Origin of the sequence: Saccharothrix mutabilis subsp. mutabilis, from assembly GCF_039521145.1 — a bacterium.
GTDB classification, from domain to species: Bacteria; Actinomycetota; Actinomycetes; order Mycobacteriales; family Pseudonocardiaceae; genus Actinosynnema; species Actinosynnema mutabilis.
Genome location: NZ_BAAABU010000003.1, coordinates 112,957 through 136,814, shown reverse-complemented (window position 1 = coordinate 136,814; position 23,858 = coordinate 112,957). Strand labels below are relative to the sequence as shown.

Annotated in this window: 23 protein-coding genes; 5 read left to right on the top strand and 18 right to left on the bottom strand. The window is 74.2% G+C overall.

Translation table 11 applies throughout. The features are described 5' to 3' along the window. Nucleotides 1-78: 78 nt before the first annotated feature. The 12 genes from ABD126_RS08325 to ABD126_RS08270 form a co-directional block, all read right to left on the bottom strand. Complete coding sequence (locus tag ABD126_RS08325; RefSeq protein ID WP_343933105.1) at nt 79-1,431, bottom strand: FAD-dependent oxidoreductase; 1,353 nt, start codon at nt 1,429-1,431, stop codon at nt 79-81. Further along, complete coding sequence (locus tag ABD126_RS08320) at nt 1,416-2,087, bottom strand: transmembrane-type terpene cyclase (RefSeq protein ID WP_343933104.1); 672 nt, start codon at nt 2,085-2,087, stop codon at nt 1,416-1,418. The genes ABD126_RS08325 and ABD126_RS08320 overlap by 16 nt, the downstream gene beginning before the upstream one ends. Then, complete coding sequence (locus tag ABD126_RS08315; protein WP_343933103.1) at nt 2,084-3,121, bottom strand: prenyltransferase; 1,038 nt, start codon at nt 3,119-3,121, stop codon at nt 2,084-2,086. Before ABD126_RS08315 ends, ABD126_RS08320 begins: the two co-directional genes overlap by 4 nt. 6 nt (nt 3,122-3,127) lie before the next feature. Next, complete coding sequence (locus ABD126_RS08310) at nt 3,128-3,664, bottom strand: VOC family protein (protein WP_343933102.1); 537 nt, start codon at nt 3,662-3,664, stop codon at nt 3,128-3,130. Beyond that, nucleotides 3,664-4,446, bottom strand: coding sequence for an SDR family oxidoreductase (locus tag ABD126_RS08305; protein WP_343933101.1), 783 nt, complete (start codon nt 4,444-4,446; stop codon nt 3,664-3,666). Before ABD126_RS08305 ends, ABD126_RS08310 begins: the two co-directional genes overlap by 1 nt. Beyond that, nucleotides 4,446-5,189 (bottom strand): cupin domain-containing protein, encoded by a 744-nt coding sequence (locus ABD126_RS08300; RefSeq protein ID WP_343933100.1) that lies wholly within the window; start codon nt 5,187-5,189, stop codon nt 4,446-4,448. Before ABD126_RS08300 ends, ABD126_RS08305 begins: the two co-directional genes overlap by 1 nt. Next, nucleotides 5,186-6,235 (bottom strand): zinc-dependent alcohol dehydrogenase, encoded by a 1,050-nt coding sequence (locus ABD126_RS08295; RefSeq protein ID WP_343933099.1) that lies wholly within the window; start codon nt 6,233-6,235, stop codon nt 5,186-5,188. The genes ABD126_RS08300 and ABD126_RS08295 overlap by 4 nt, the downstream gene beginning before the upstream one ends. Beyond that, the gene (locus tag ABD126_RS08290; protein WP_343933098.1) at nt 6,232-6,639 is read right to left on the bottom strand and encodes a hypothetical protein; all 408 of its coding nucleotides are present in this window, start codon (nt 6,637-6,639) and stop codon (nt 6,232-6,234) included. The genes ABD126_RS08295 and ABD126_RS08290 overlap by 4 nt, the downstream gene beginning before the upstream one ends. Continuing rightward, a complete protein-coding gene (locus ABD126_RS08285; protein WP_343933097.1) occupies nt 6,636-6,953 on the bottom strand; it encodes a cupin domain-containing protein in 318 nt (105 codons plus the stop codon). Before ABD126_RS08285 ends, ABD126_RS08290 begins: the two co-directional genes overlap by 4 nt. Next, a complete protein-coding gene (locus tag ABD126_RS08280; RefSeq protein WP_343933096.1) occupies nt 6,950-7,342 on the bottom strand; it encodes a cupin domain-containing protein in 393 nt (130 codons plus the stop codon). Before ABD126_RS08280 ends, ABD126_RS08285 begins: the two co-directional genes overlap by 4 nt. Beyond that, the gene (locus ABD126_RS08275; protein WP_343933095.1) at nt 7,339-8,415 is read right to left on the bottom strand and encodes a sedoheptulose 7-phosphate cyclase; all 1,077 of its coding nucleotides are present in this window, start codon (nt 8,413-8,415) and stop codon (nt 7,339-7,341) included. The genes ABD126_RS08280 and ABD126_RS08275 overlap by 4 nt, the downstream gene beginning before the upstream one ends. Nucleotides 8,416-9,133: 718 nt before the next feature. Beyond that, on the bottom strand, nt 9,134-10,444 hold the full coding sequence (locus tag ABD126_RS08270) for a CoA transferase (RefSeq protein ID WP_425542766.1): 1,311 nt from the start codon (nt 10,442-10,444) through the stop codon (nt 9,134-9,136). 75 nt (nt 10,445-10,519) lie between these two features. Here ABD126_RS08270 and ABD126_RS08265 point away from each other — a divergent pair, with 75 nt between their 5' ends. Further along, nucleotides 10,520-10,687 (top strand): hypothetical protein, encoded by a 168-nt coding sequence (locus ABD126_RS08265; protein ID WP_343933094.1) that lies wholly within the window; start codon nt 10,520-10,522, stop codon nt 10,685-10,687. Here ABD126_RS08265 and ABD126_RS08260 read toward each other — a convergent pair. Beyond that, a complete protein-coding gene (locus tag ABD126_RS08260; protein WP_343933093.1) occupies nt 10,684-13,917 on the bottom strand; it encodes a BTAD domain-containing putative transcriptional regulator in 3,234 nt (1,077 codons plus the stop codon). The genes ABD126_RS08265 and ABD126_RS08260 overlap by 4 nt on opposite strands. A 95-nt stretch (nt 13,918-14,012) precedes the next feature. Here ABD126_RS08260 and ABD126_RS08255 point away from each other — a divergent pair, with 95 nt between their 5' ends. Then, nucleotides 14,013-14,468: an NAD(P)H-dependent oxidoreductase gene (locus ABD126_RS08255; protein WP_343933092.1), complete on the top strand. Its 456-nt coding sequence runs from the start codon at nt 14,013-14,015 to the stop codon at nt 14,466-14,468. Between the two features lie 8 nt (nt 14,469-14,476). After that, nucleotides 14,477-15,973 (top strand): MFS transporter, encoded by a 1,497-nt coding sequence (locus ABD126_RS08250; protein WP_343933091.1) that lies wholly within the window; start codon nt 14,477-14,479, stop codon nt 15,971-15,973. 66 nt (nt 15,974-16,039) lie between these two features. Here ABD126_RS08250 and ABD126_RS08245 read toward each other — a convergent pair whose 3' ends face one another. From ABD126_RS08245 to ABD126_RS08230, 4 genes are all read right to left on the bottom strand, one after another. After that, on the bottom strand, nt 16,040-18,934 hold the full coding sequence (locus ABD126_RS08245; protein WP_343933090.1) for an AfsR/SARP family transcriptional regulator: 2,895 nt from the start codon (nt 18,932-18,934) through the stop codon (nt 16,040-16,042). A gap of 183 nt (nt 18,935-19,117) precedes the next feature. Then, nucleotides 19,118-19,717, bottom strand: a complete 600-nt coding sequence (locus tag ABD126_RS08240; protein WP_343933089.1) for an NlpC/P60 family protein — start codon at nt 19,715-19,717, stop codon at nt 19,118-19,120. Between the two features lie 191 nt (nt 19,718-19,908). Next, entirely contained in the window at nt 19,909-20,790 is an 882-nt protein-coding gene (locus ABD126_RS08235; RefSeq protein ID WP_343933088.1) for a Vgb family protein, read from the bottom strand. A gap of 36 nt (nt 20,791-20,826) precedes the next feature. Continuing rightward, nucleotides 20,827-21,711: a sigma-70 family RNA polymerase sigma factor gene (locus ABD126_RS08230; RefSeq protein ID WP_343933087.1), complete on the bottom strand. Its 885-nt coding sequence runs from the start codon at nt 21,709-21,711 to the stop codon at nt 20,827-20,829. Between the two features lie 100 nt (nt 21,712-21,811). Here ABD126_RS08230 and ABD126_RS08225 point away from each other — a divergent pair, with 100 nt between their 5' ends. Then, the gene (locus ABD126_RS08225; protein WP_343933086.1) at nt 21,812-22,450 is read left to right on the top strand and encodes a TetR/AcrR family transcriptional regulator; all 639 of its coding nucleotides are present in this window, start codon (nt 21,812-21,814) and stop codon (nt 22,448-22,450) included. Between the two features lie 9 nt (nt 22,451-22,459). Here ABD126_RS08225 and ABD126_RS08220 read toward each other — a convergent pair whose 3' ends face one another. Continuing rightward, on the bottom strand, nt 22,460-22,942 hold the full coding sequence (locus ABD126_RS08220; protein ID WP_343933085.1) for a MarR family winged helix-turn-helix transcriptional regulator: 483 nt from the start codon (nt 22,940-22,942) through the stop codon (nt 22,460-22,462). A 59-nt stretch (nt 22,943-23,001) separates the two neighbouring features. Here ABD126_RS08220 and ABD126_RS08215 point away from each other — a divergent pair, with 59 nt between their 5' ends. Beyond that, on the top strand, nt 23,002-23,571 hold the full coding sequence (locus ABD126_RS08215) for an NADPH-dependent FMN reductase (RefSeq protein WP_343933084.1): 570 nt from the start codon (nt 23,002-23,004) through the stop codon (nt 23,569-23,571). Nucleotides 23,572-23,858 lie beyond the last annotated feature (287 nt).

Sequence of the window (23,858 nt, the reverse complement as noted above, 5' to 3'; positions counted from 1 at the left end):
GCCAAGCCTTTCGAACCTATCCGTCCCAAGGGGAGTGATCGCCGGCCTCATCACCCGATCGGCGGTACGACCGCCGGGTCACGGTGTGAGGAGGGCGCGCTCCTCCGGGGTGAGCGGGGGTTCGGGGCTCGGCCGGTCGAGCTTGCGCAACACCTTCCGGGCCACCGCCGGCCGCGTGAGCCGCGACAACGGCTCGGACAACGTATAGGAGTCCAGCAGGGCGGCGGCGACCCCGGTGTCCACGGCCGCCGCCGCGCCGACCCGGTCGGCGTACCAGCCGGCCACCCGATCGGGCACTTTCCGCGCCGGCGCGAAAGTCCGCTCGTACCGCGTGTCCTGGCCGACCGCCAAGGCCCACGCGTCGGCGGTCGCACGCACTACGGCTTTCCGCACCGATCTCGCCAGACCACCGCCCAACCCGTGCTCGGCCACCCCGTCCCGCAGGGCGAGAGCGTCCACAGCGGCCACTGTCATCCCGTGCCCGTACAACGGGTTGTAGTTGGCGACCGCGTCGCCGACCGCCACGAACCCCGCCACGTCGGGGAAGCTCCGCAGCCGCCCGGGCGGCGCGCCGTAGGCCCGGATGGGCCCGACCGGCTCGGCGGACCCGAGCAGCCGCCCCAGCAGCGGGTGCCGCAAGCCCTTCGCGTAGGCCAGGAAGCCGGCCGCGTCGGTCGGCGGCACGGTCCCGCGCAGCCCGGCCAGGCTGACGATCCACCAGCCCTCCTCGACCGGCAGCAGCACCCCGCCGTGCCCCTCGTCCGGCGGACCGGGTTGGACGCACACGGCCGGGAACCCCGCGAGCCGCTGGGCGGGCCGGAACAGGGCGGTCGCGTACCGGATGCCGGGGTCCACCACGACGTCCCGCACGGACCTGCCCAGGTCGCGCAGCCACCGGTCGGCCTTGGAGGAAGCGCCGGTGGCGTCCACCACCAGGTCGGCGGCGACCTCGCGGGCCACCCCGTCCTCCCGGGACCGCACCACCGCGCCGGTCACCCGGCCGCCGGAGCCCACCAGGCCGACCGCCTCCGCGTCCTGGACGACCTCGACGTCCACCAGGTCCCGGAGCACCGACTCCAGCAACGGCCGCCGGCAGCTCATCAGGAACTGCCCGTGCGGGAACCGGGGCGTCCACCCGAACGGCGTGTAGGTCAACAGGTCCTGCGGCATCCGCACCCGCCGCGCGCCGGCCGCGCCCAAGGCGGCCTCGAACCCGGGCGCCAGGCTCTCCATCGCCCGCACACCCCGGGCCAGCAGCAGGTGCGCGTGCCGGCCCTGCGGGACGCCCCGCCGGGGTCGGGCCCCGTCGTACCGGTCGCGCTCCACGACGGTCACCCGCTCGACGTGCCCCTTCAGGGCGGCGGCGGCCAGGAGCCCGGCCACCCCGCCGCCGAGCACCAACGCCTGCGTCTGCGTCAGAACTTCCGCCACGGACTCACACCCTCGGCCTTGAACCGCCGGTACAGCAGCACGGCGTACACGACGTCCAGCACGACCTCCGCGACGATCATCTGGTGCAGCAGCCAGCGGTTCGGGTACCACGCGATGAGCCCGACCGCGCCGGACACGTCGATCACCGTCTTGAGCAGCGCGATGTACATGGTCTGCCCGACCGTGGACCCGCGCACCCGGAGCATCTGGATGAACAGCGCTTCCATCAGCACCACCACGAACACCGTGGTGTACGCGCCGACCCGGTCGTCGAACTCGCGCGTCGCCAGCACCATGAACGACAGCGAGAACAGGGACCACCCGGCCACCATCCAGGCGAACCCGGCGCGGGACATGCCCGGGAAGTCCTGCCGGCCCCACCTCAGCGCCTGCCACAGCAGCACGAGGTTCAGCGGCAGCCAGAAGTACAGGATGACCCGCATCTCCGGGTACACCGGGTAGATGAACGCGTAGGTGAACTCCCACGACACGTTGGCGCAGGCCGCGAACACGGGCAGCGTGGTCCGCTTGTCCAGGAACCCGCGCCGGATCGCCAGCAGGTAGATCGCGAACGTGCACACGCCGACCACCGCGAACGCGATGCCGGGCACGGCCTCCGGCACGGGTGCCTGTTGGTCCAGGACGGGCGGTGTCATGCGGCGCCCACCGCCCCGGCACGCCCGCGCTTGAAGGCGTCCAGCACCTGCACGCCGACCGCCGGCGTCACGTACAGCGCGAACAGCACCGCGCACGCCACCACCGAGGCGGTCACGCCGTCGTCGATCGCCGTGGCCACGGTGAAGCCCACCACGGAGACGACACCGGTGGCGGCGGCGTGCGCCGTGGCCAGGTGCGCGGTGGACGTGGCCTGCTCGGGCGCGTCGGGCGACGGCGGTTCGCGCAACAGCCTGCGGCTCAACAGGACCGCGCCCGGCGCGGTCAGCAGCAGCCCGACGCCCACCGCCAGGGGCAGCACGCCGGCCACCGTGGTCGCCAGCACGATCGCGCAGGCCGCGACCTGGAGCCCGGCGAACAGCAGGGCGGCCCGCCGCGCGCCCAGCGTGTTCGGCAGGGTGTGCTTGCCCACCAGCAGGTCCGAGTCGCGGTCCACGAAGTTCATCACCATCATCCGCGCGGTCATCACCAGCAGCAGCGGCACGCACACCGCGACCAGTTCCGCCGGGAACCCGCCGGTCAGCGAGTAGACCATCAGGAACGGGCAGAACAGGGTGAGCGACGCGGCCGTGGTGACCTCGCCGACGGCCCGGTAGTTCAGCCGCACCGGCGGCGCGGTGTAGAACCAGGCCAGGGCGATCGCGGCCAGCGAGATCAGCCGCTGCACGGGGTCGGGCATCAGCACGGTCAGGGTGAGCACCACGAACAGCAGCACGAACGCCGCCGCCAGGCTGACCTCGGGCCGCAGCGCGCCCTTCACCAGCACCTGGCTGCCGCCGGTCCACCGGTTGGGCGCGGTGTGGGCGCTGTCGGCGGCCAGGTCGAAGTACTCGTTGCAGTAGTGGGTCATCAGGTGCGTGAGCACGACCGTGGACTGGATCAGCAGCCACGTGCCCAGTGCGAACGGGTGTCCGCTGTAGACGGAGACGGCGACGCCGAGCGTCACCGTCAGCTGGCTCTCGACGAGGAACCGCAGCCTGCTCAGCCGGATGAACGCGGCGAATCGCCCACCCACGGCCGGCTACCGGTTCCGCCAGGGCACGCCCGGTGTGTAGAGCCGCGCCTCGGTCTCCAGCTCGAAGGGCGCGCCCGGCGGCAGGTTGATCAGCTCCAGCTGCATGCCCCACGGCGTGGTGAAGTACACCCAGCGGTCGCCTGCGATGGGGCCGTCCTCGATGGTCTCCGGCTCGCCCTGGACCGTGACGCCGGGCTGGTCGCGCAGGTACGCGACCGCCGCGTCCACGTCGTCCACGTGGATGGCGAGGTGGTGGCCGCCCCAGTCGCTGTTGCGGGGCAGCTCGCGGCGCTGGTCGGGCGCGGTGTACTCGAACAGTTCGAGGTTGGTCACCGGGCCCAGCCGCAGCATCGCGATGTTCGTGGACGCCTTCGGGTCGACGCCGAGCTTGCGCGTCATCCAGTCGCCGTCCGGGTCCTCCACCGGCCCGAGCCGGTAGACCAGTTCCGCGCCGACGACGTCGACGAAGAACCGCACCGCCTGGTCGAGGTCCGGCACCGTGTACGCGACGTGGTGCACGGCCCGCGCGCCCGGAATCGCCATCAGATCCTCCCCGCGTAAGCCTGGTTGGGAATCGCGCCCATCAGCGCCAGCCCGCCGTCGATGTGCAGCGTCGAGCCGGTGATGTAGGCCGCCGCGTCGCTCGCCAGGTGGGCGATCAGCGCGGCGACCTCCTCGGCGCGGCCGGGACGGCCGACCGGGATCATCGGCCGGTCGATGTCGGCCGCGTCCACGTGGTCGGGGACGCCGTTCATGGGGGTGGCGGTCTCGCCGGGGGCCACCGCGTTGACGGTGATGCCGTGCTCGGCGAGTTCGAGGGCCATCACCCGGGTGAGCATCAGCAGGCCGCCCTTGGCGGCGCAGTAGGCGGAGCCGCCGTCGATGGGGATCAGCTCGTGCACGGAGGTGACGTTGACGATCCGGCCGCCGGCGCCCTGCTCGACCATCCGCCGGGCGACCGCCTGGGCGCACGCGAACGGGCCGGTGAGGTCGACGGCGAGCAGGCGCTGCCAGTCGGCGAGGGACTCGTCGAGGAACCTGCCGCGGTGGTTGACGCCCGCGTTGTTGACGAACACGTCCACGCCGCCGAGGTCGCTGACGGCCCGGTCGACGGCCGCGGCGGCCCGCTCGGGCTCGGTGTGGTCGAGGCGGAAGGTGATGGCCTTGCCGCCTTCCTCCTCCACCGCGGCCCTGACCCGGTTCGCGCCGTCCACATCGGACCGGTAGCCGATGGCGACGTCGTGGTCGGCGCGCGCCAAGAGGACGGCCGCGGCCTTGCCGATCCCGGAGCTGGCCCCGGTCACCACCGCCCTGCGTCTGGCCATCAGCGCGCACCGCCTTCGACTTCGTAACCGGCCTGGTCGAGACTGCCCGCGCCGAGGTAGCCGTAGAGCGCGGTGGTGACGGTGCCCGGGTCGGTGCGGAAGCCGTGCGGCTCCCCGGCGGGCACGTGGACGAGGTCGCCGGGGTCGAGCCGGATGGGCCCGTCCGACGCGTGGTGGTACCCGCCGCCGCGCAGGACGAGGAAGAACTCGTCGGCGTGCGGGTGGCGGTGCGGCTCGTGGTGGCCGCCGGGGGCGAAGGTGGAGGTGGCGACGACGAGCCCGGCGGTGCCGAGGGTGTCGGCGGTCGCGAGCCACCGCACCCCCATGTCGGTGAACCCGCCCCCGTCCGCCAGCAGGTGGTCCGCGGCCGTCGCGCCGGCGTGCTCGGCGGCGGTGCGGCCGGCGTGCTGCGCGGCGGTGCGGCCGGCGGGCGCGAAGCGCCAGGTCTTCGCCTCGCCGGGCGCGGGGTGGCGGGAGGTCAGCACCAGGAGGCGGGCGGTGCCGCCGAGCCGCGCCGGGCCGTGCACGCCGTCCCCGACACCAAGGCCGTCCGCGCCACCGCGCCCGCCACCGCTCGGGTCGCCCTGCGCCGCCTCGCGCAGGTGCGCCTCCCCCGCGATCACCAGGGCGGCCGTCTCGGCGTCGCCCTCCAGCGCGAAGTCGCCGGTGTGCAGGGCGATCGTGCCAAGGGCCGTCCCGACCACCACACCGTCCACTTCGGACGTCCGCACCAGCGTCGTCACCAGTCCGCTCCGATGATCACCTTGGGCGGTCCGGATCGGCCGCGGGCCAGCAGTTCGAACGCCCGTTCCGGGGTGCGGGCCGGCACGACGGCGGCGACCAGGCGCGCGCCGTCGAGGACGCCGTCGGCGAACATCCGGACCGTCTCCGCGTAGTGGTCGACGCCGTGCTGGATGCCGAGCACGTCCACCCCGCGCAACGCGAAGTCCCCCGGCACCAAGCCCTCCTCGGGCTCGTTCGACACCCCGACCAGCGCGATCCGGCCACCCCGCTCGACCAGCCGCAGCGCCGTCGCCAACGCCCCCGCCCCGCCGGACGCCTCCACCACCAGCGAGTGCTCGCCGGGCGGCGCGTCGGGGACCAGGTGCGCCGGGCAGCCCGCGAGCGCCAGCCCGGCCGGGTCGATGCCGACCGCGATCACCTGTTCGGACCACCTGGCCGCGAGCTGCACCGACAGCAACCCGATCGTGCCGGTGCCGACGACGGCGACCCGGTCGTCCGGACGGACCCGGGCCCGGCGGAACGCCTCCACCACCGTCACGGCGGGCTCGACGAACACCGCCCACGGCACGGCCATCGAGTCGGGCAGCACGGTGAGCGCGTGCGCGGGCATCCTGATGAACTCCGCCGCCGCGCCCTGCTGCCCGTAGAGGCCGACTTCGGTCATGCGGGCGCACTGCTGCCGAGCGCCGTGGCGGCAGCGGGCGCACCGGCCGCAGGTGATCATGGTGTGGCCGACGACGGGATCGCCGGGGGTGAAGCCGGGCGCGCCGTCCGCGGCGACCACCTCACCCCACCACTCGTGGCCGAAGACGTGGGGGTGGCGGGCGCGGCCGTCGCGCAGGTAGGAGGCGGTGCCGTGGTACAGCTCCAGGTCGGTGCCGCACAGGCCGAGGTAGTGGGTGCGGACCAGGACGTGCCCGGCGCGCCGCTCGGGGATGGGGAGGGCGCCCACCTCGACCCGCTCGCGCCCGGTGATCAGCGCGGCGGGCATGGTCCCGGTCGGCCAGGTGCCGACCAGCCGGCGGGTGTGCTGGGGCGCGCTCACGGGGCCACCGGGGACCGCGGCGGCAGGGCCCGCGAGACGGCGGCGGGCAACACGGCGACCCACAGGAACTCGACGCCCTCGGGACCGGCGGTCAGCCGCGCCCCGCCGGCCGGGACGAGCACGACATCGCCTGCTGCGACCGCGGCGGGGCCGGCGGCGGTTACCGGATTGGCGGCGGGAGGGGTGGGGTGGGGGGTGAGTGTCGCGGAGCCGTCGAGGAGGAGCCAGGCCGACTCGATGCCCTCGGTGCCCGGCGGGGCGAACACCCCACCTGCCGGCAGCCGCACGACGTCCACCGACTCGGTCTCCGAGTGCAGCATCCCGCGCCGCACCAGGCACCGCCACGTCACCGACCCGCCGCCACCGAACGTCCGGGACGGCGCGGCCGGCGGGGTCACGATCACGACCCGCCCCTGTCCGGCACGTCGAGCTGCACCAGGAAGTACTCCAGACCCTCCGCGCCTGCCGCCAGGGTCACGACCGTGCCCAGCGGCGCGGTCACCGACACCCCGGCCCGCAGGTCCACCGAGGTCGCCGCCGTCACGGCCGTCCCCTCGCCCGCCAGGACGAAGAAGCTGAACTCCACCCCGTCCGCCGCCAGCTCGACCGACTCGCCCGCCGCGACCCGCACCCGCCGGATCGCGCTCAACGGACCGGTCAACACGGTCCGGGGGTCGATCTCGCCCGGCGAACCGAGGTGGAACACGCCCGCGTTCACGACGCCGCCCCGCGCAGCACCGCCGCCGTCCGGGGGCCGAGCACCTCGACCACCAGCCACGTCACGCCCTCGTCACCCAGGGCGCGCAGGCCGTGCCTGGTGCCCAGCCCGGTCAGCACGACGTCCCCGGGACCGACCTCGGTGGCCACGCCGTCGAGCAGGATCTCGCCGCGCCCGGACAGGATGAAGTAGACCTCCTCCGTCCGGCTGTGCACGTGCTCGCCGCTCACCCCGCCCGGCGGGATGCGCGCCCACTCCACGGCCTCCCAGTCGCCGCGCAGCCACGTCCGCCGCGCGAAGCACTTCCACTCCGACGCCCCGGCCGCGCCGTGCACGTCCCGCACGGCCGACGCCGACGACGTGTCGCCGACGACCAGCTCACCGGTCACCGCAGTTCCCCGAGTTCCTTGGCGGCCACGGCCAGCTCCCCTTCCGTCACGTCGTCGCAGAACACCGCGGACCCGATGCCGGTCGGCAGCGGCAGGCGCTGGCGGCCACCGCGGTGCCGCGTCGTCGCCGCGAGACCTTCCCGCAACAGTGCGGGCCCGAGGAGTTCATGCGAGACGGGTAGACCGGTGGCGCGCAGGACGTCCAGTATTCGGTCGCGGTCCGCCGGTTCGAGCAGCCCGCGCCGGGCCGCCACGACCGTGAACAATGCCATGTCCACGGCCACCGCCTCGCCGTGCAGCAATTCCGGGAGGGCTTTCATCTCCAGCACCGGGCTGATCGAGTGGCCGAAATCCACGAGCCGGTCCAGGCGGTGCTCCCACAGATTGTCCGCCAACTCGCTCAACATTCCGTCCACCGCGCGGTCGAGCACCTCCGCGCCACCGGTGCGGAACCGATCGCGGACGAGGTCGGGGCCGTGTTGTGCAATCAGCTCGAACAGTTCCCGGTCGCGCACCAGCGCGATCTTCAGCACCTCGGCGAGGCCGTTGACGACGTGCCGCTCGTCGAGGGTGGCCAGCAGCGTGCGGTCCAGCAGCGCGGCCAGCGGCGGGTGGTACGCGCCGAACAGGTTCTTGTGGTCGCCGTGGTTGACGCCGGTCTTCGCGCCGACGCCGGCGTCGACCAGGCCGACCAGGGTCGTGGGCACCCGGATGTGGGGCGTGCCGCGCCGGTACAGGCTCGCGACCACGCCCACCACGTCGAGCAGCACGCCACCGCCGACGGCGATGATCGGCTGGTGGCGATCGATTCCGAAGGCGCCGAGCGCGTCCGCGACGACCCCGACGGTCGCCATCGTCTTCAGCTCCTCCGACACCGGCAGCACCATCGGCTCGTCGGTGATGCCGTGGTGGTCCAGGTAGTCCCGGATGCGCGTGCCGTGCAGGCGGTCCACGTTCGCGTCGAGCACGACGAACCGGCGGCTCGTGGCCGGGTAGGCGGCGGCGGACACCTCGGCCAGCGCGGTGTTCGCGCGGTCGAAGACGTCGTCCACGACCACGACGTCGTATCGCACCTCGGCCTCGGCGGAAATTGTCCACCCGGGACGGCTACGCCCATGGTTCACACGCAACCCGCGCCCCCCATGGTGGTCGCACCGGTCCGTCCCTGTTTGCGTCGCCGAGTGTAGCCGGCGCGGTTACCGCGCAATACGGCCGAAAGGGTGGCGAGGCCGAGAACACCGCCCACCGGGTGGTCGAGCACTGCTCCGGGGTGTTCCGCGAACGCAATACCGACCGGTTTCCTGGAATATTCCACGAGTCGCCCGGAGCCGGTTCCGCCGCATTCACAAGAAACAGTGCGTGAATTCCCGCCGGATGCGCGCCGGGCCACCGCCGACTGGGCCGGCGCACAGCCGCCCCGGCCGGGCCGTGCGGCGGCGTCCGCGCACCCCACGGCGGCGCGGCGGCTTGTCAGCCGCTTGTAAGCGCCTGGTGCGAAGCTGGAACAGCGAGAAGTCCGAGAGGACTTCGAAAGGCCGGGCCAGACGTCGCCAGGAGGCACGCCGCCACCCGGAAAGATCCGACCAGGGGGCTTGTGGAGGTCGGATTTTTCGCGGCGTGAACCCCTGACGATGGCGGTCGCAGCAGGGGGGCGCTTGCCGGTCGCAAGACCGGGTGAACAGGCGCAGGAGCTGCGACCGCCGGGCCCGCCTCGCACACCGACGGTCACCGTGATGCCGTAAGCGTTCGCTCGTTCGGCCCAGTCTCGGGCGTCTCATTTCGCCCGATTTGTCACTCTCCGTTCCACTCGGCGCGAGCGTCACCCCATCGGGTGGGCGGTTGGGACCACGTGCGCGGCGCGCCTTCGTAGTGCACGGGCGGCCGGACGTGACGCAGTTCACCGTAGGGCGAGTCGATCGTGGCCACCCAGTCCGCCGCGTCGTGGCCGGCACGACCTCCGACCTCAGCCGGCTCCAGGTCGTGCAGCAGCCACGACGCCGTGCCCGCCAGCGACAGCCGGACGTGCCGCCCGCCGCCGTCCGCCAACGCCCGCAGCACGGCGGCGGCGACCAGGTACCCGGTGCCGTGGTCCAGCGCCTGCGCGGGCAGCACCCCGGGCCGCTCGCCGTCCGACTCGACGGCGGCGATCCCGCTGCCGGCCTGCACCAGGCTGTCGAACCCGCGCCGCCCCGCCCACGGCCCGGACCAGCCCCACGCGTCGAGCTGGGCCACCACCAACCCGGGCCGGCGCTCCAGCAGGGCGTCGGCCCCCAGCCCGAAGCGGTCCAGCGCCCCGGGCCGGTACCCGGTGACCACGACGTCCGCCCGTTCCAGCAGGTCGTCCAGGCCCTGCGCCCGCAGGTCCAGCAGCGCCGACCGCTTGCCGAACCCGGTGTCCCACAGGTCGTCCTCGGGCAACCCGGGCGAGTCGACGCGCAGCACGTCCGCCCCGAGCAGCCCCAACGTCCGCGTCGCCACCGGCCCGGCGATGACCCGGGTCAGGTCCAGCACCCGGACCCCCTCGGCGGGCAACCCGGCGGCGCCCAGCCGACGCCCCCGCCCCCCGGTGTCCCGCGCCTCGACCAACGGCAGCGGCCCCACCGGCCGCTCGGCTACCGCGACCGCCAACCCGCCCGCCGCGTACACCTCCTCCTGCACGGCGACCGCGGCGAGCCCGGCCAGCACGTCCTCGACGCGTGACACGACGTCGGGCCCGTCGTCCACCCCGAGCACGCGCAGCAGCCGCTCCCGGTGGTGCGGGTAGTTGGCGTGCGTGCGCACCCACCCGTCGGCCGCCCGCCAGAACCGCGACAGGGGCGCGAACACCGTCGGCTCCCGCCCGTCGATCCGGACCAGCCGCTCGCTCACGAACGCCGCCGCCACCGCGCCTTCGTGCACCCGAACCGCGGGCCGGGGCCGCCCGTCCCGCCGGGCCAGCAGGTCGGCGGCGGCCAGCGAGCAGACCCCGACCGTCGCCCGCGCCAGCTCGCGCACCGGCAACCGGGCGGGCAGCACCCCGGCCACGTGCTCGTACTCCACCGCACCCGCGGCCTCGGCGTCCCCGCCGAGCAGGGTCCAAGCGTGCTTCGTCGCAGCGTCCACACCGATCATGGTGGGCCGGTTCCCGGCCACGGCCGCTGAGAGTTTGCCCACCCGGCCACGGGCAACCCTGGCCGCATGGAGAAGGAAGTGCCCGAGGTTCGGACCCCGCGCGAGGACCGGCAGCTCGCCGAGAACCAGAAGCTGATCGACGACGCCAAGTCGACCGCCGCCGACCTCCGCAAGACGACGCCGGACCCGTTCCCGGACTCCGAGCCGCCCGAGGAGAGCCGACCGGGCAGCTAACCCGGGTCGCCGCTCGGGAAGGGTTCCGCCGGCTCGTGGCTGCCAGGCTCGGGCGTCTCGTGGCTGCCAGGCTCGGGCGTCTCGCGGCTGCCAGGCTCGGGCGTCTCGCGGCTGCCGGGCTCGGGCGTCTCACGGCTGCCGGGCTGCTCGTGGCCGTCGGCGGGCTCCCGGGTCTCGTGCCCCCGGGCGAATTCGGCCGCGAAGGTCTCGGCCCCCAGTGCGGCGCGGGCGCGGTCGGTGATGCGGGTGACGTCGCCCCGCTCGCCCTCGGCCAGCGGCGCGCCCACCGACTCCCGCAGGGCCGCCGCCCGGCCCAGCAACCGCGCCGCCTCGACCGGTTCCGCCACCCCGGCCAACCCCTCGAACGCCAGCGCCACGGCACGCGGGTCGGCGGCCCGGCGCGCGGCGGCCAGCCCGTCCAGGTGCAGGGCCCGCGCGGCGTCCGCGTCACCGCGCTGCTCGGCCGTGAACCCGAGTTCGGCCAGGATGATCGACTGGGCGATGTCGGACCCCAGCGACCGGTCCCAGGCCAGCCACTTGCGCAGGCTCGCCTCGGCCTCGTCGAACCGGCCCCGCCGCCGCGCGCTGAGCGCCAGGCCCAGTTCCGCGAACTCCTCGCCCACCGGGTACCCCTGCTCGACGGCGACCCGCCGGGCCCGCTCGTGCAGGTCGTCCGCGCGGTCCAGGTCGCCGGTCAGCAGCGCGATCCGGCCCAGCGCGCCGAGCTTGTCCGACACGTCGGTCCACAGCCCGAGGTCCTCGGCCATCCGCAGCCCGGACCGGTGCACGTGCGCGGCCCGGTCGTAGTCGCCGACGATCTCCGCGTGCCAGCCCAACGCGTAGGTGGCGTGCAGGCGGCCCCACCGGTCGCCCAGGGCGGTGAACAGCTCCATCGCCCGGGTGCCCGCCTCGGTCAACGTCTCCAGATCACTGCGCAGCAACGCGTGCCGCGACCGCACGACCAGTGAAGCCGCGATGCCCCACTGGTCGCCCAGCCCCTGGAAGACCTCCAGCGCCGACGCCAGCTGGTCCTCGCCGGTGCGCACCTCGCCGATCCCGACGCCCGCGATCGCCAGGAACACCTCGGCCCGCGCCCGCGCGGCCAGGGCGTCCACGTCGTGCGGCCGGGGTGCGGCCGTGACGTCCGCGTCCGGGTTCTCGCCCATGCGCAGCAGGAAGGCGGCCAGCCAGATCCGGGCGGTCGCCGCGTCGTCCTCGGCCCCGCCGGCGGCCAGCGCCGCGGCCAGCGCCCGCCTGCCCTCGCCCAGCCGCCCGCGCAGGACCCAGTACCAGGCGAGGGCGTTCACCAGCGGCAGCGCGGTCCCCTCCCGCACCGCGCCGTCCAGCGCGGCACGCAGGTTCGCGGCCTCCACGTCCAGGTGGCGCAACCACTCCCGCTGCTCCGGCCCGCGCAGCCGCGCGTCCGCCCGCAGCGCCAGACCCGTGTAGTACTCGCGGTGCCGCCGCTCGACCTCGGCCCGCTCGCCCGACTCGGCCAGCTTCGCCGCGCTGTACTCGGCCACCGACTCCAGCAGCCGGTACCGGTAACCGTCCACAGTGGACACCGTCACCAGCGAGCGGTCGACCAGGCGGGCCAACAGGTCCAGCACGTCCAGGTCGTCCCCGCACACGGCTTCGGCGGCGGCGAGCGTCCACCCGTCGGCGTGCACGGACAACCGCCGCAGCACCGCCCGTTCGGCCTCGCCGAGCAGCTCCCAGCTCCAGTCGATGACCGCGCGCAACGTCCGCTGGCGGGCCGGCGCGTCGGCGTGCCCGGCGGACAGGACCCGGAACCGGTCGTCCAGGCGGGCCAGCAGCTCGTGCACGCCCAGCGCCCGCACGCGGGTCGCGGCCAGCTCCAGCGCGAGCGGGACGCCGTCCAGGCGGCGGCAGATGGCGGCCACGGCGTCGGCGTTGTCGGGGGTGAGCGTGAACCCGGGGCTGCCCGCGGCGGCGCGGGCCACGAACAGGTCCACCGCGCTCGGCTCGGCCAGCGGCGGCACCGCGTACAGCACCTCGCCCGCGACGCCCAACGGCCGCTGGCTGGTCGCGAGGACCCGCACGTCCGGCGCGGTGCGCAGGAGCACGCCGACCACCTCGGCCACCGCCGGCGCGACGTGCTCGCAGTTGTCCAGCACGACCATCAACCGCTTGCCGCGCAACGCGTCCGCCAGGTGCCCGAGCAGCCCGGACGAGGTCTCGTCGCGCACCCCGACCACGGCCGCGACCAGCTCCGCCACGGCGTCGGCCCCGGCCCCGGCGGGCAGGCCGGCCAGCTCGACCAGCCACACGCCGTCCGGGAAGTCCTCCACCGCCCGCCACGCCGCCGCCAGCGCCAGCCGGGTCTTGCCCACCCCGCCGGGACCGGTCAACGTGACCAGCCGGTCCGGCAGCGCCCGCACCGCGCCGACCGCGTCCTCCCGGCCGACCAGCTCGCCCAGCACGTGCGGCAGGTTCGACGCGGACACCGGCCGCGTCCCGCCCAGCGCCGGGTCCTGGGCCAGGATCGCCCGGTGCAGCGCGGCCAGCTCCGGCCCCGGCTCCACGCCCAGCTCGTCGGCCAGCCGCGACCGGAAGTCCCGGTACCCGGCCAGCGCCTCGCCCTGCCGCCCCGCCCGGTACAGCGCCCGCAGGTGGGCGGCGCGCAGGCGTTCCCGCAGCGGGTGCCGCTCGACCAGGTCGCCCAGCTCGTCGGCGAGCACGCCCTGCTCGCCCAGCTCCAGCCGGGCCTCGGCGCGCTGCTCCACGGCCGTCAGCCACAGCTCGGCCAGCCGGGCCGCCGCGACCCGCGCGAACTCCTCGTCGGCGAAGTCGGCCAGCGCCGGACCCCGCCACAGCGCGAGCGCGTCGCCCAGCAGCGCCACCCGGTCCCGCGCCGACCCGACCGCCGCGGCCTGCGCGACCAGGGCCTCGAACCGCCGCACGTCCACGTCGTCGGCCGGCACGTCGAGCAGGTAGCCGGGCGGGCGGGACACGACCAGCGCGCGTGACCCGGGCTCGGCGTTGTCCAGCGCGCCGCGCAGCTGCGACACCCGGGTCTGCAACGCGCCCGCCGGGTTGGCCGGCAGCCGCTGCCCCCACAGGTGGTCCACGAGCCGGTCGGCGGGCACCACCCGGCCCGCCTCCAGCACCAGCTCGGCGAGCAGCGCGCGGACCTTCAGCTCGGGGATGCGCACCGGACGGGCGTCCGACGTCCACACGGCCAACGGCCCCAGCACCCCGAAACGCACGGCGCAGAACCTACCCGAAGGACGTCCGAAGTGGATCTGGACGGCGTCTGGAGCGCCCCGGACCACGGTGGGCCCCATGAGAGAGGAGCCGACCGGTGGACGAGCTGCCCCACCTGGCGATCATCGTCGAGGGCGAACCGGACCGGGCCGTCGCGCGGTGGCTGGCCGAGGCCGCCCGCCGCCGGGGTGACCTGGAGGTCGACCTGCTCGACCTGTCGCTGCTGCACCTCGTGGACGCCTGCGAGGTCGCGTGCGAGCGCACCCCGCCCGCCGTGGACGACCTCGCGCCGTGGCTGGCCGTGGCCGCCGGGTTCGTCGTCGTGGTGCCGCGCCGGTTCCCGGTGGCGCTCGCGCACACCGTCGGCTGGTGCCCGGACCCGTGGTCGGGCAAGCCGGTCGCGTTCGCCTGCGACACCGCCGAACCGGCCGCGCTCCCCGGACTCCGCGTCGTCTTCGCGGCCGTGCGCGCGGTGCTCGTGCGCGAGGTCGCCGTCCACCCCGATCCCCGGCGCGCCGACCGCGTGCTCGCCGCCCTCACCCACCACCTGTGAAGGAAGACATGTCTGCCAAAGCCGGGCCCCGCGAATGGCTGGGCCTGTTCGTGCTCCTGCTCCCCACGACCCTGCTGTTCCTGGCCATGACCGTGCTGTTCCTGGCCACCCCGCAGATCGCCGCCGACCTGCGCCCCACCGGCAACGAGCTGCTGTGGGTCAACGACGTCTACGGCTTCATGATGGCCGGCCTGCTGGTGGCGATGGGCACGGTCGGCGACCGGATAGGCCGCCGCAGGGTGCTGCTGTTCGGCGCGGCCCTGTTCGGCGCGGCGTCCGTGCTCGCCGCGTTCGCGCCCGACGCCGCGCTGCTGATCGGGGCGCGCGCCCTGATGGGCATCGGCGCGGCGGCCGTGATGCCGTCCACGTTGTCGCTGATCAGCGCCATGTTCGCGGATGCCGGGCAGCGCGCCACGGCGATCGGCATGTGGGCGGCGTCGGTGTCGGTCGGCGTGGCGGTCGGCCCGCTGGTCGGCGGGCTGCTGCTGGAGTCGTTCTGGTGGGGCGCGGCCCTGCTGATCGGCGTGCCGGTGATGGCGCTGGTCGTGATCGCCGCGCCGCTGCTGGTGCCGGAGTACAGGGCGCCCGGGACGGGGCTGCCGGACGGGTTGTCCGTGCTGCTGTCCATGGCCACCCTGCTGCCGCTGGTGTACGGGGTGAAGGAGTTCTCCAAGTCCGGGCTGACGCTGACCGCCGTGCTGACCGCGGTGGCCGGGCTGGCGTTCGGCGTGTGGTTCGTGCGGCGGCAGTTGCGCTTGGAGGTGCCGCTGCTGGACGTGCGGCTGTTCGCGAACCGGACGTTCAGCGGGGCGTTGGGCGTGTTCCTGCTGTCGGCGATCGCGCTCGGCGGCGTGTACCTGCTGTTCACGCAGTACCTGCAACTGGTGGCCGGGTTGTCGCCGCTGGAGTCGGGGCTGTGGATTCTGCCCGCGGCCCTGGCGCTGGTGGCGGTGTCCACGCTGTCGCCGGTGCTGGCCCGCCGGGTGCGGCCCGCGTACGTGGTGGCCGTCGGGTCGCTGCTGTCGCTGGTCGGGTACGTGGTGCTGACCCAGGTGGAGAGCGTGGCCGGGCTGCCGGTGCTGATCACCGGGTTCTACGTCCTCTACCCCGGCATCGCGCCGACGATGGCCCTGACCACCGGCATGGTGATCGGCGCGGCCCCGCCGGAGAAGGCCGGCGCGGCGTCGGCGGTGAACACCACGGCGAGCGACCTGGGCGTGTCGCTGGGCATCGCGCTGATGGGCAGCATCGGCACCGCCGTGTACCAGGCGGGCATGGGTCACGCGCCCGCCGAGGCCGCCGACTCGCTGTCCGGCGCGCTGGCCGGCGGGGCCTTCGTCGACGACGCTCGGGCGGCGTTCACCAGTGGGCTCAACGCGGCCGCGGTGGTCGCGGCGGTGCTGGTGGCGGGGGCGGCCGTGCTGGCGGTGACGCTGCTGCGACGCGTGCCGGCGGCCGGGACGGCGGCTCCGGCGTCGTCGGAGGAGGTGCCGGTCTCGGTGTGAGACGAGGAAGAGCCCGGGGGTTGGCGCCCCCGGGCTCTTCGCCGTGCCGCCTGATCCAGGTCGGCTTCAGCGCGGCTCCAGCCCGGCCAGGCGGGCTTCGACGCGGGCGACCTGCGGCAGGTGGCGCAGCACGGTGAAGATGGCCAGGGCCGCGCGCCAGGACGCCTCCGCCTCGACGTGCCGGCCCGCCTCGAACTGGCACGCGGCGATGCCGTCCAGCGCCTTCGCCTCCTGGAGCGGCTCGCCGATCCGGCGGGCGATGGCCAGCGCCTCGCGGTGCTGGGTGAGCGCCTCGGCCGGTCGGCCGCAGTGCCGCAGGGTGGCGCCCAGGCCGTTAAACGCGGCCGTGCGCAAGCTGTGGCTGCCGATCTCGCCGATCAGCTCCACCGCCTTGTGGTGGTGCTTGAGCGCCTCGTCGGATTGGCCCAGCCGGCCGTGCGCCTCGCCCAGGCTGGTCAGCGTGCGGGCCTCGCCGTGCCGGTCGCCCAGTTCCTGGCACAGCGCGAGCGCCCGGCCCAGGTGGTCCAGGGCGTCGTCCGCGCGGCCGGTCTCCAGGTGCACCTGGCCGAGGTTGCCCAGGGTGACCGTCTCGCCGACCCGGTCGCCCGCCTCGCGCATCGCGTCCAGCGTCCGGACCAGGTAGGACACGCCCTCCTCGTACCGGGCGATGTCGATGTGGAACGCGCCGAGGTTGCCCAGCGCCACCGCCTCGCCGTGCCGGTTGCCCGCCGCCCGGCACAGCTCCAGGTCGCGGTGGAAGCAGGCCAGGGCCTCCTCGAACCGGCCGAGCTTCTTGGCCGCGTTGCCCAGCGCCGCCAGCGCCTGGTTGCGGCACCGCGGGCGGTCGAGGTCGACGGCCTCGCGCAGCCGGGCGTGCGCGGCGGTGAAGTCGCCCTGCCGGTACAGGGCGAGGCCGAGGTTGGTGCGCACCACGGCCCGGCCGTCGGGGTCGCCGGCGCGGTCGGCGGCCTCCAGCGCGATCTCGTGGACGTGCCGCAGGTCGGCGGTGTGGCCGCGGATGTGCAGGTAGCGGAACAGGGCGGCGGCCAGCCGCCAGCACCGGTCGGGCTCGTCGGCGTGCCCGCACCACTCGACCACCGCGACCAGGTTGGCGTGCTCGGCGGTGAGCCGGCGGAGGGCCTCGTCCCGCGAGGTGAAGTGCCTGGTGACCGGCTCGTCGCGGCGGCGGCCCTTGGGTGTCAGCGCGCGGTCGGCCGCGGTGGTGGTGGCCAGGTAGTGGTCGACCAGGCGGGACACCGGTGCGGCGAGGTCGGGTTCGGTGTCCGCGGCGGTCTTGCGGGCGTGGTCGCGCAGCAGGTCGTGGAAGCGGTAGCGGCCGGGCACGGGTTCCTGGAGGAGGTGGACGTCCACCAGGTCCTCCAGCAGCGGCTCGACGTCACCGGGGTCGGCGTCGGCGAGCGCGGCGGCGGCCTCGACGTCCACGTCCGCGCCGGGGTGCAGGCCCAGCAGGCGGAACAGGCGTCGGCGGTCCTCGGTCAGGGCGGCGTAGGACAGTTCGAACGCGGAGGCCACCCCGAGGTCGCCCGCGGCCAGCTCGGTCAGCCGCCGGTTGTCCCGCAGCCGCCCCGCCAGGTGCTCGACGGTCCATTGTGGACGGCTGCGCAGGCGGGCGGCGGCGAGCCGGATGGCCAGCGGCAGGTTCTCGCACAGCCGCACGACCTCGGCGGCGGCGTCGGGCTGCCGCTCGGGCCGGCCGTCCCCGACGACGCCGGCGAACAGCGCCGCCGCGTCCGGGAAGGGCAGCACGTCCAGGGACAGCGACCACGCGGGCAGGTCGAGCAGGCGTCTTCGACTGGTCACGACGGCCAGCGACCCGGCCGCGCCGGGCAGCAGCGGCCGGACCTGGGCGGCGCTCTCGGCGTTGTCCAGCACCAGCAGGACGCGGTGGCCTGCGAGGGTGGCGCGCAGCAGCGCGGACCGCTCGTCCACGCCGTCGGGCACGTCCTGCTTGGGCACGCCCAGCGCGCGCAGCAGCGCTTCCAGGGCGGCGGCGGTCGGGGTGGGGCCGCGCCCGGCGGTGTGGGCGTGCAGGTCGAGGAACAGGCGGGCGTCGGGGTAGCGGTCGGCCAGGTGGTGGGCGACGTGGACGGCGAAGGTCGTCTTGCCGACGCCCGCCATGCCGTCGATCGCGACGACGTTGCGCTTCTGGTCCGCCACGGCCGCCAGGACGCTCTTGACCTCGTGGTCGCGGCCGGTGAAGTCGGCGGCGTCGGCGGGCAGGTCGTTGCGGCCGGCGGGGCGGGGCGGCGCGTCGGCGGTGCCGCGCAGGATCTCCTCGTGGGCGCGGCGCAGCGGCGGGCTCGGGTCCGCGCCCAGTTCGTCGGCGAGCCGGCGGCGGAGCAGTTCGTAGTGGTCCAGCGCGTCGGCCTGGCGGCCGGCCCGGTAGAGGGCCCGCATGTGCAGGCGGGCGATGCGCTCGTCCAGCGGGTGCGCGGCGGCCAGCGCGGGCAGGTCGGGTGTGGGGAGATCGCGGGCCAGGCGCTGCTCGGTGCGCTCGACCTCGGCGGGGAGCCGTTCGACGGCGAGGGCTTCCCGGACGGAGTCGGCCCACGGCGTGTCGAGGCGGTCCAGCGGGGTGCCGCGCCACAGGTCGAGGGCCTCGTCGAAGGCCTGCTCGGCGACGAGTCGGCGGAAGCGGTGCAGGTCGATCGACAGCGGGTCGGTCTCGATGACGTACCCGCCGGAGCGGCGCGTGATCCCGATGTCCGGGTCGGCCGCCAGGACCTGTCTCAGGCGCGAGACGTAGCTGTAGAGCACGTCGTTGGCCTTGCGCGGGGCCCGGTCGTGCCAGACGCGCTCGACCAGGGCGTCCACCGGCACCAGCCGGTTGACGTCCACCAGCAGCACCGCGAGCACGCCCTGCCGCCGCGGTGGCCCCACGTCCACCCGTCGCCCCCCGACGGTGAACCCGACCTCCCCGAACAGGCGGAATTCCGCCACAGCCCCTCCCCTGGCTCCCCCGGTTGGACAGGGATAGCGACGGGGCGCAGTGGGCGGCAACCGACTCGGCCGAGCACCGCTCGAATGGACGATGCGTTCACAGAACGCGCGGCCGGGCCGGTCGCCTGGTGATCGGACGACCGGCCCGGTGCGCGTCGGCGTTGCTCGACCTGCGCGTCGGCGTTACTTGATCTTCTTGTAGGCGCGGGGCTTGTAGCCGCCGTTCTTCAGGGTCGAGACGGAGACCTTCTCGTGGTCCATGTCGGTCCTGGTGCTGCCCTGCTCGTAGATCCACATGACGGTCTTGTCGGCGTTGGCCCACTTCTCGAAGAGCTTGACGTGGCCCTTGCTGAGGACGATGTCACCGGGCTTGAGGGCCGACCAGGAGATCGGCTTGGACACCTCGGGCAGGGTGTAGGTGGTGCGGCTGCTGGTGAGCTTCCAGGCCATGGAGACGAAGCCGGAGCAGTCGGTCCGGTACTTCTTGCCGCCGTTGATGTCCCGGTAGTACCCCTTCATGTTGTAGGGCACCTTCTTGTCCCACCAGTACTTGGCCCGCTTGAGCACCTCGGCGCGGGTGATCGCGCCGCCGTAGCCGGCAGCCGCGGCCTCGGCGCTGTTGTCCGGCGCGTCCTCGACCCCCTGGTCGGCGGCGATCTCGACCAACCCGGTCTGATCGACGTCGTCCGCCGCCGCGACCCCCAGCGACCCGAAGAGCAGGGCACCGGCGACGACCGGTGCGACGGCCAGTCTGGCGAGCTTGTTCAACACGTTGAACTGCACTTTTCCCCCTTGCAGTGTGGTGTTGCGGTGTTACGTGCCGAACTCTGCCGGTGGCACCTTGCGACAACCTTGTGCTCGCCGTGCGCCCCGGCCTCGCAGACAGCGGCGCGGCCGGGCGATGGCGGCGCGGTGGTGGTGTGTGGTGGAAAGGGAAAGCGGGTGGCGGTTGGGGGCCGCCACCCGCCGAGTGGTCAGGTGGTCGCCGGGGCGATCCTGGCCAGGGCGCCGATCTCCAGGGCGACCCACAGAGCGCCGTCCGGGCCGAGCGTGATGCCGTGCGGCTCCGAGCGCGGGGTCGGCAAGTCGTGCAGGTCGACCGTCCCGTCCGGCGCGAGTCGGCCCACGCGGTTGCCGCCCCACTCCGTGAACCACAGCGCACCGTCCGGCCCGGCCGTGATCGCGTGCGGTCGGCCCAACGGGTCCGGTAGCGGGAACTCCTCCACCACCCCGTCCACGTCGATCCGCCCGACCCTCCCGGCCGTGATCTCGACGAACCACAGCCGCCCGTCCGGGCCCGCCGCCAGCCCCACCGGTCCGGCGGCATCCGTCGGCAGCGTGTGCACCGAAACCTCACCCGCCACGGTGATCCGCCCGATCGCGTCCGCCTGGTTCAACGTGAACCACAGCGCCCCGTCGCCCCCGGCCGCGATCGCCGACGGCAGTCCGCCCGGGATCGGCAGCGCGAACTCCGTCACCTCCCCCGCCACCGAGATCCGCCCGATCCGGTCCGCCGTCGTCTCGGTGAACCACAGCGCCCCGTCCGGGCCCGCCACGATCCCGAACGGCCCGCACTCCGCCAAGGGGAACTCCGTCACCTCCCCCGCCACCGTGATCCGCCCGATCCGGTTCGCCCGGTACTCGGTGAACCACAGCGCGCCGTCCGGGCCGGCCGTGATTACGGTCGGCCCGCAGTCCGGCTCCAGGGCGTGGTTCACCGGCACGCCACCGGGTTCCAACCTACCGATGTGTCCACTGTGGACCAGCGTGTACCACAACGCACCGTCGGGCCCGGTGGTGATGGCGTAGGGACCGCCACCGGGCACGGCGTGCTCTTCGATCGTCAGGTGAGTCATGCAGGGTGCTCCCCGTCGTCGGTCAAAGCGAGTCGGTCAAGCGATGAGTTCGGCGAGGACGCGGGTACGGGTGCCCTGGCGCAGCTTGCCCATGCCCTTGGCCTCGATCTGGCGGATCCGCTCGCGGGTCAGGCCGTACCGGCGACCGATCTCTTCCAGGCTCATCGGGGTGTCGTCGGACAAGCCGTACCGCAGTGAGATCACCTCCGCCTCGCGTTCGGTCAACGTCTTGAGCACCTTGTCCAGCGCCGGCCGCACGGACGCCTCCGCCACCACCGCGCCCGGGTCGGGCGCGTCGTCCGGGAGCAGGTCGCCGAACTCGGCGTCGTCGCCGAGCCGGGCGTGCAGGGAAACCGGCTCCCGGGCGTACCGCGACACCAGCACGACCTTGTCCACGGTCACGTCCGCCTCGGCGGCCAACTCCTCGGGCGTGGGCCGGCGACCACTGTCCGCCAACGCCCGTTGGGCCTTCGTGACCCGGTGCAGCACGTCCGCCATGTGCGAGGGCAGGCGGATGGTGCGGCTCTGGTCCGCGTGCGCGCGGCCGACGGCCTGCTTGATCCACCACGTCGCGTACGTGGAGAACTTCAGGCCGCGTCGGTGGTCGAATTTGTCCACAGCGTGCATCATGCCGATCGTCCCCTCCTGCACCAGGTCGGCCAGCGGCATGCCTTCGCTCGTGGCGTACCGCTTGGCGATCGACACGACCAGCCGCAGGTTCGCCCGGACCATGTGGTCCTTGGCCCTGCGACCGTCCTCGACCAGCCGTTCCAGGTCCGCCCGCTCGCCCGCGGTCAGACCTTCGGCGCCGTCGAGCCGTTCCCGCGCCAGGACGCCCGCCTCGATGCGTTCGCCGAGCGCGACCTCCTGCTCCGCGGTCAGAAGCGGAGTGCGGCCGATCTGGTTGAGGAAGTCCCTCACGCGGCTCCTTCCGGTCGGTGTGCCTGCGCGACACAAACTTAGGTCGAACCTAAACAGGTGTCAAGAAGATTTTTGTAACCAACCTATGTATAGTCGTCGCATGACCACGCCGCTCACGGGCCTGCGCGCCCGCAAGAAGCAGCAGACCAGGGAGAACATCTCCAACCAGGCCACCCGCCTGTTCCTGGAACGCGGGTTCGACAAGGTGACGATCGCCGACGTGGCCGAGGCCGCCGACGTCGCGAAGATGACCGTCACCAACTACTTCCCGCGCAAGGAGGACCTGGCCCTGGACCTGGGCGCGGTGTTCGTCGACATGCTCGCCCGGACCGTCCGCGAGCGCGCCCCCGGCGAGTCCGCCCTGACCGCGCTGCACCGCGCCTACGCGGACGCGGTCGCCCGGCAGGACCCGGTCATCGGGTTCTCCGGCCCGGAGTTCGCCCGGATGATCGCCGACAGCCCGGCGCTGGTGTCCCGGCTGCGCGAGTTCCACGACGACCGGGAGACCGCCCTCGCGGAGGCGTTGGCCGAACAGACCGCCTCACACCCGGACGACCTCCGCCCGCGCGTGGCCGCCGCGTTGCTGGGCGGCGTGCACCGGCTGCTGTTCGACGAGACCCTGCGCCGCACGGTCGCGGGCGAGCCGAACGACCGGATCGCGGCGGCGCTGGCCGAGCACGTGGACACCGCGTTCGGCATGCTCGAACCGACGCTGGGCGACTACGCGGTCCGGGCCTGACAAGGTGGTCTAGCGGGGTGGGGAGGTCGCCGCGCCGGTCTCGGTCAGGTGGTCCACGACCCGGCGGGACAGGGCGGCCAGGACCTCGACCTCCTCGTCGGTGAGCAGGTCGACCAGGTGCGTGCGCACGGACGCCACGTGGTGGGGCGCGGCGGACCGGATCGCCGCCCAGCCCCCGTCGGTCAGGACGACCTCGGAGCCCCGGCCGTCGTCGGCCACGTCCTCCCGGCGCACCAGGTCCCTGGCCTGCATCCGGGTGACGTGGTGGGACAGTCGGCTGGGCGACCAGAGCAGGTGGGCGGCCAGGTCGCGCAGGCGCAGCCGGCCGCCGGGCGACTCGGACAGCGTGGACAGCACGTCGTAGTCCGGTTCGGACAGCCCCGTCCGCTCGGCGAGGTCCCGGGCGAGGGCAAGGTCCAGCAGGGTGCGCATGCGGCGGTACCCGCGCCACGCCCGGTCTTCGGCCGGGGTCAGCCACCTCGGTTCGTCCACGAGAGGCAGGCTAACAGAAGTTGTTGACATGTCATCGGAATGCGGCCTAGGTTGATGACATGTCAAACAAACCTCGCCTCGCCGTCGTCGTCGCCAGCACCCGTCCCGGGCGGATCGGTCCGCAGGTCGGGCAGTGGTTCGGGGCGTTGGCCGCGGAGGCGTTCGAGGTGGTGCCGGTGGACCTGGCCGAGGTGGGCCTGCCGCTGCTGGACGAGCCCGAGCACCCGTCGTCGGGCGTCTACACCCACGAGCACACGCGGCGGTGGAGCGCGCTGGTCGACTCGATGGACGCCTTCGCCTTCGTGACGCCCGAGTACAACCACAGCTTCCCGGCCACCCTGAAGAACGCGCTGGACTACCTGTCGCGGGAGTGGCGGCACAAGCCGGCCGGGTTGGTCGGGTACGGGATGAGTTCGGCGGGGCTGCGCGCCACCCAGATGCTGACGCCGGTCGTCCGGGCGCTGGGCATGGTGCCGGTGGCGGAAACCGTCGCGATCCCGCTCCGCCAGCGCGTGGACGACGACGGCCGACTGGTCCCGGACGACACCATGAACGCCACCGCGACGGCCCTGATCACCTCGCTGTCCCGCTACACGACCGCACTCAGCTCCCTCCGCACCGCCGCCTGAGGGATCAGCCCGGGCAAGCGGGAGGGCGGAGGGTTGGAGGCGGCCCGGACTCGCGCGGATGGACAGGCGGCGGGCGGCACGGTGTTGGCGGCGGGTGGCGCGGCGGCGGTGCGGCGGGCGGGCGGCGGCGGTGCGGCGGGCGGCACGGTGTTGGCGGCGGGCGGCGGGCGGGGCGACGGCGGCGGGCAGTGCGGCGGGCGGGGCGGCGGGCTGCGGCGGGTTGTCGTACCTCGGTGGGAGAATGGTGTCGGGGGCCGGAGGCCGCGGCTGCCACCAGCGCATGTCGG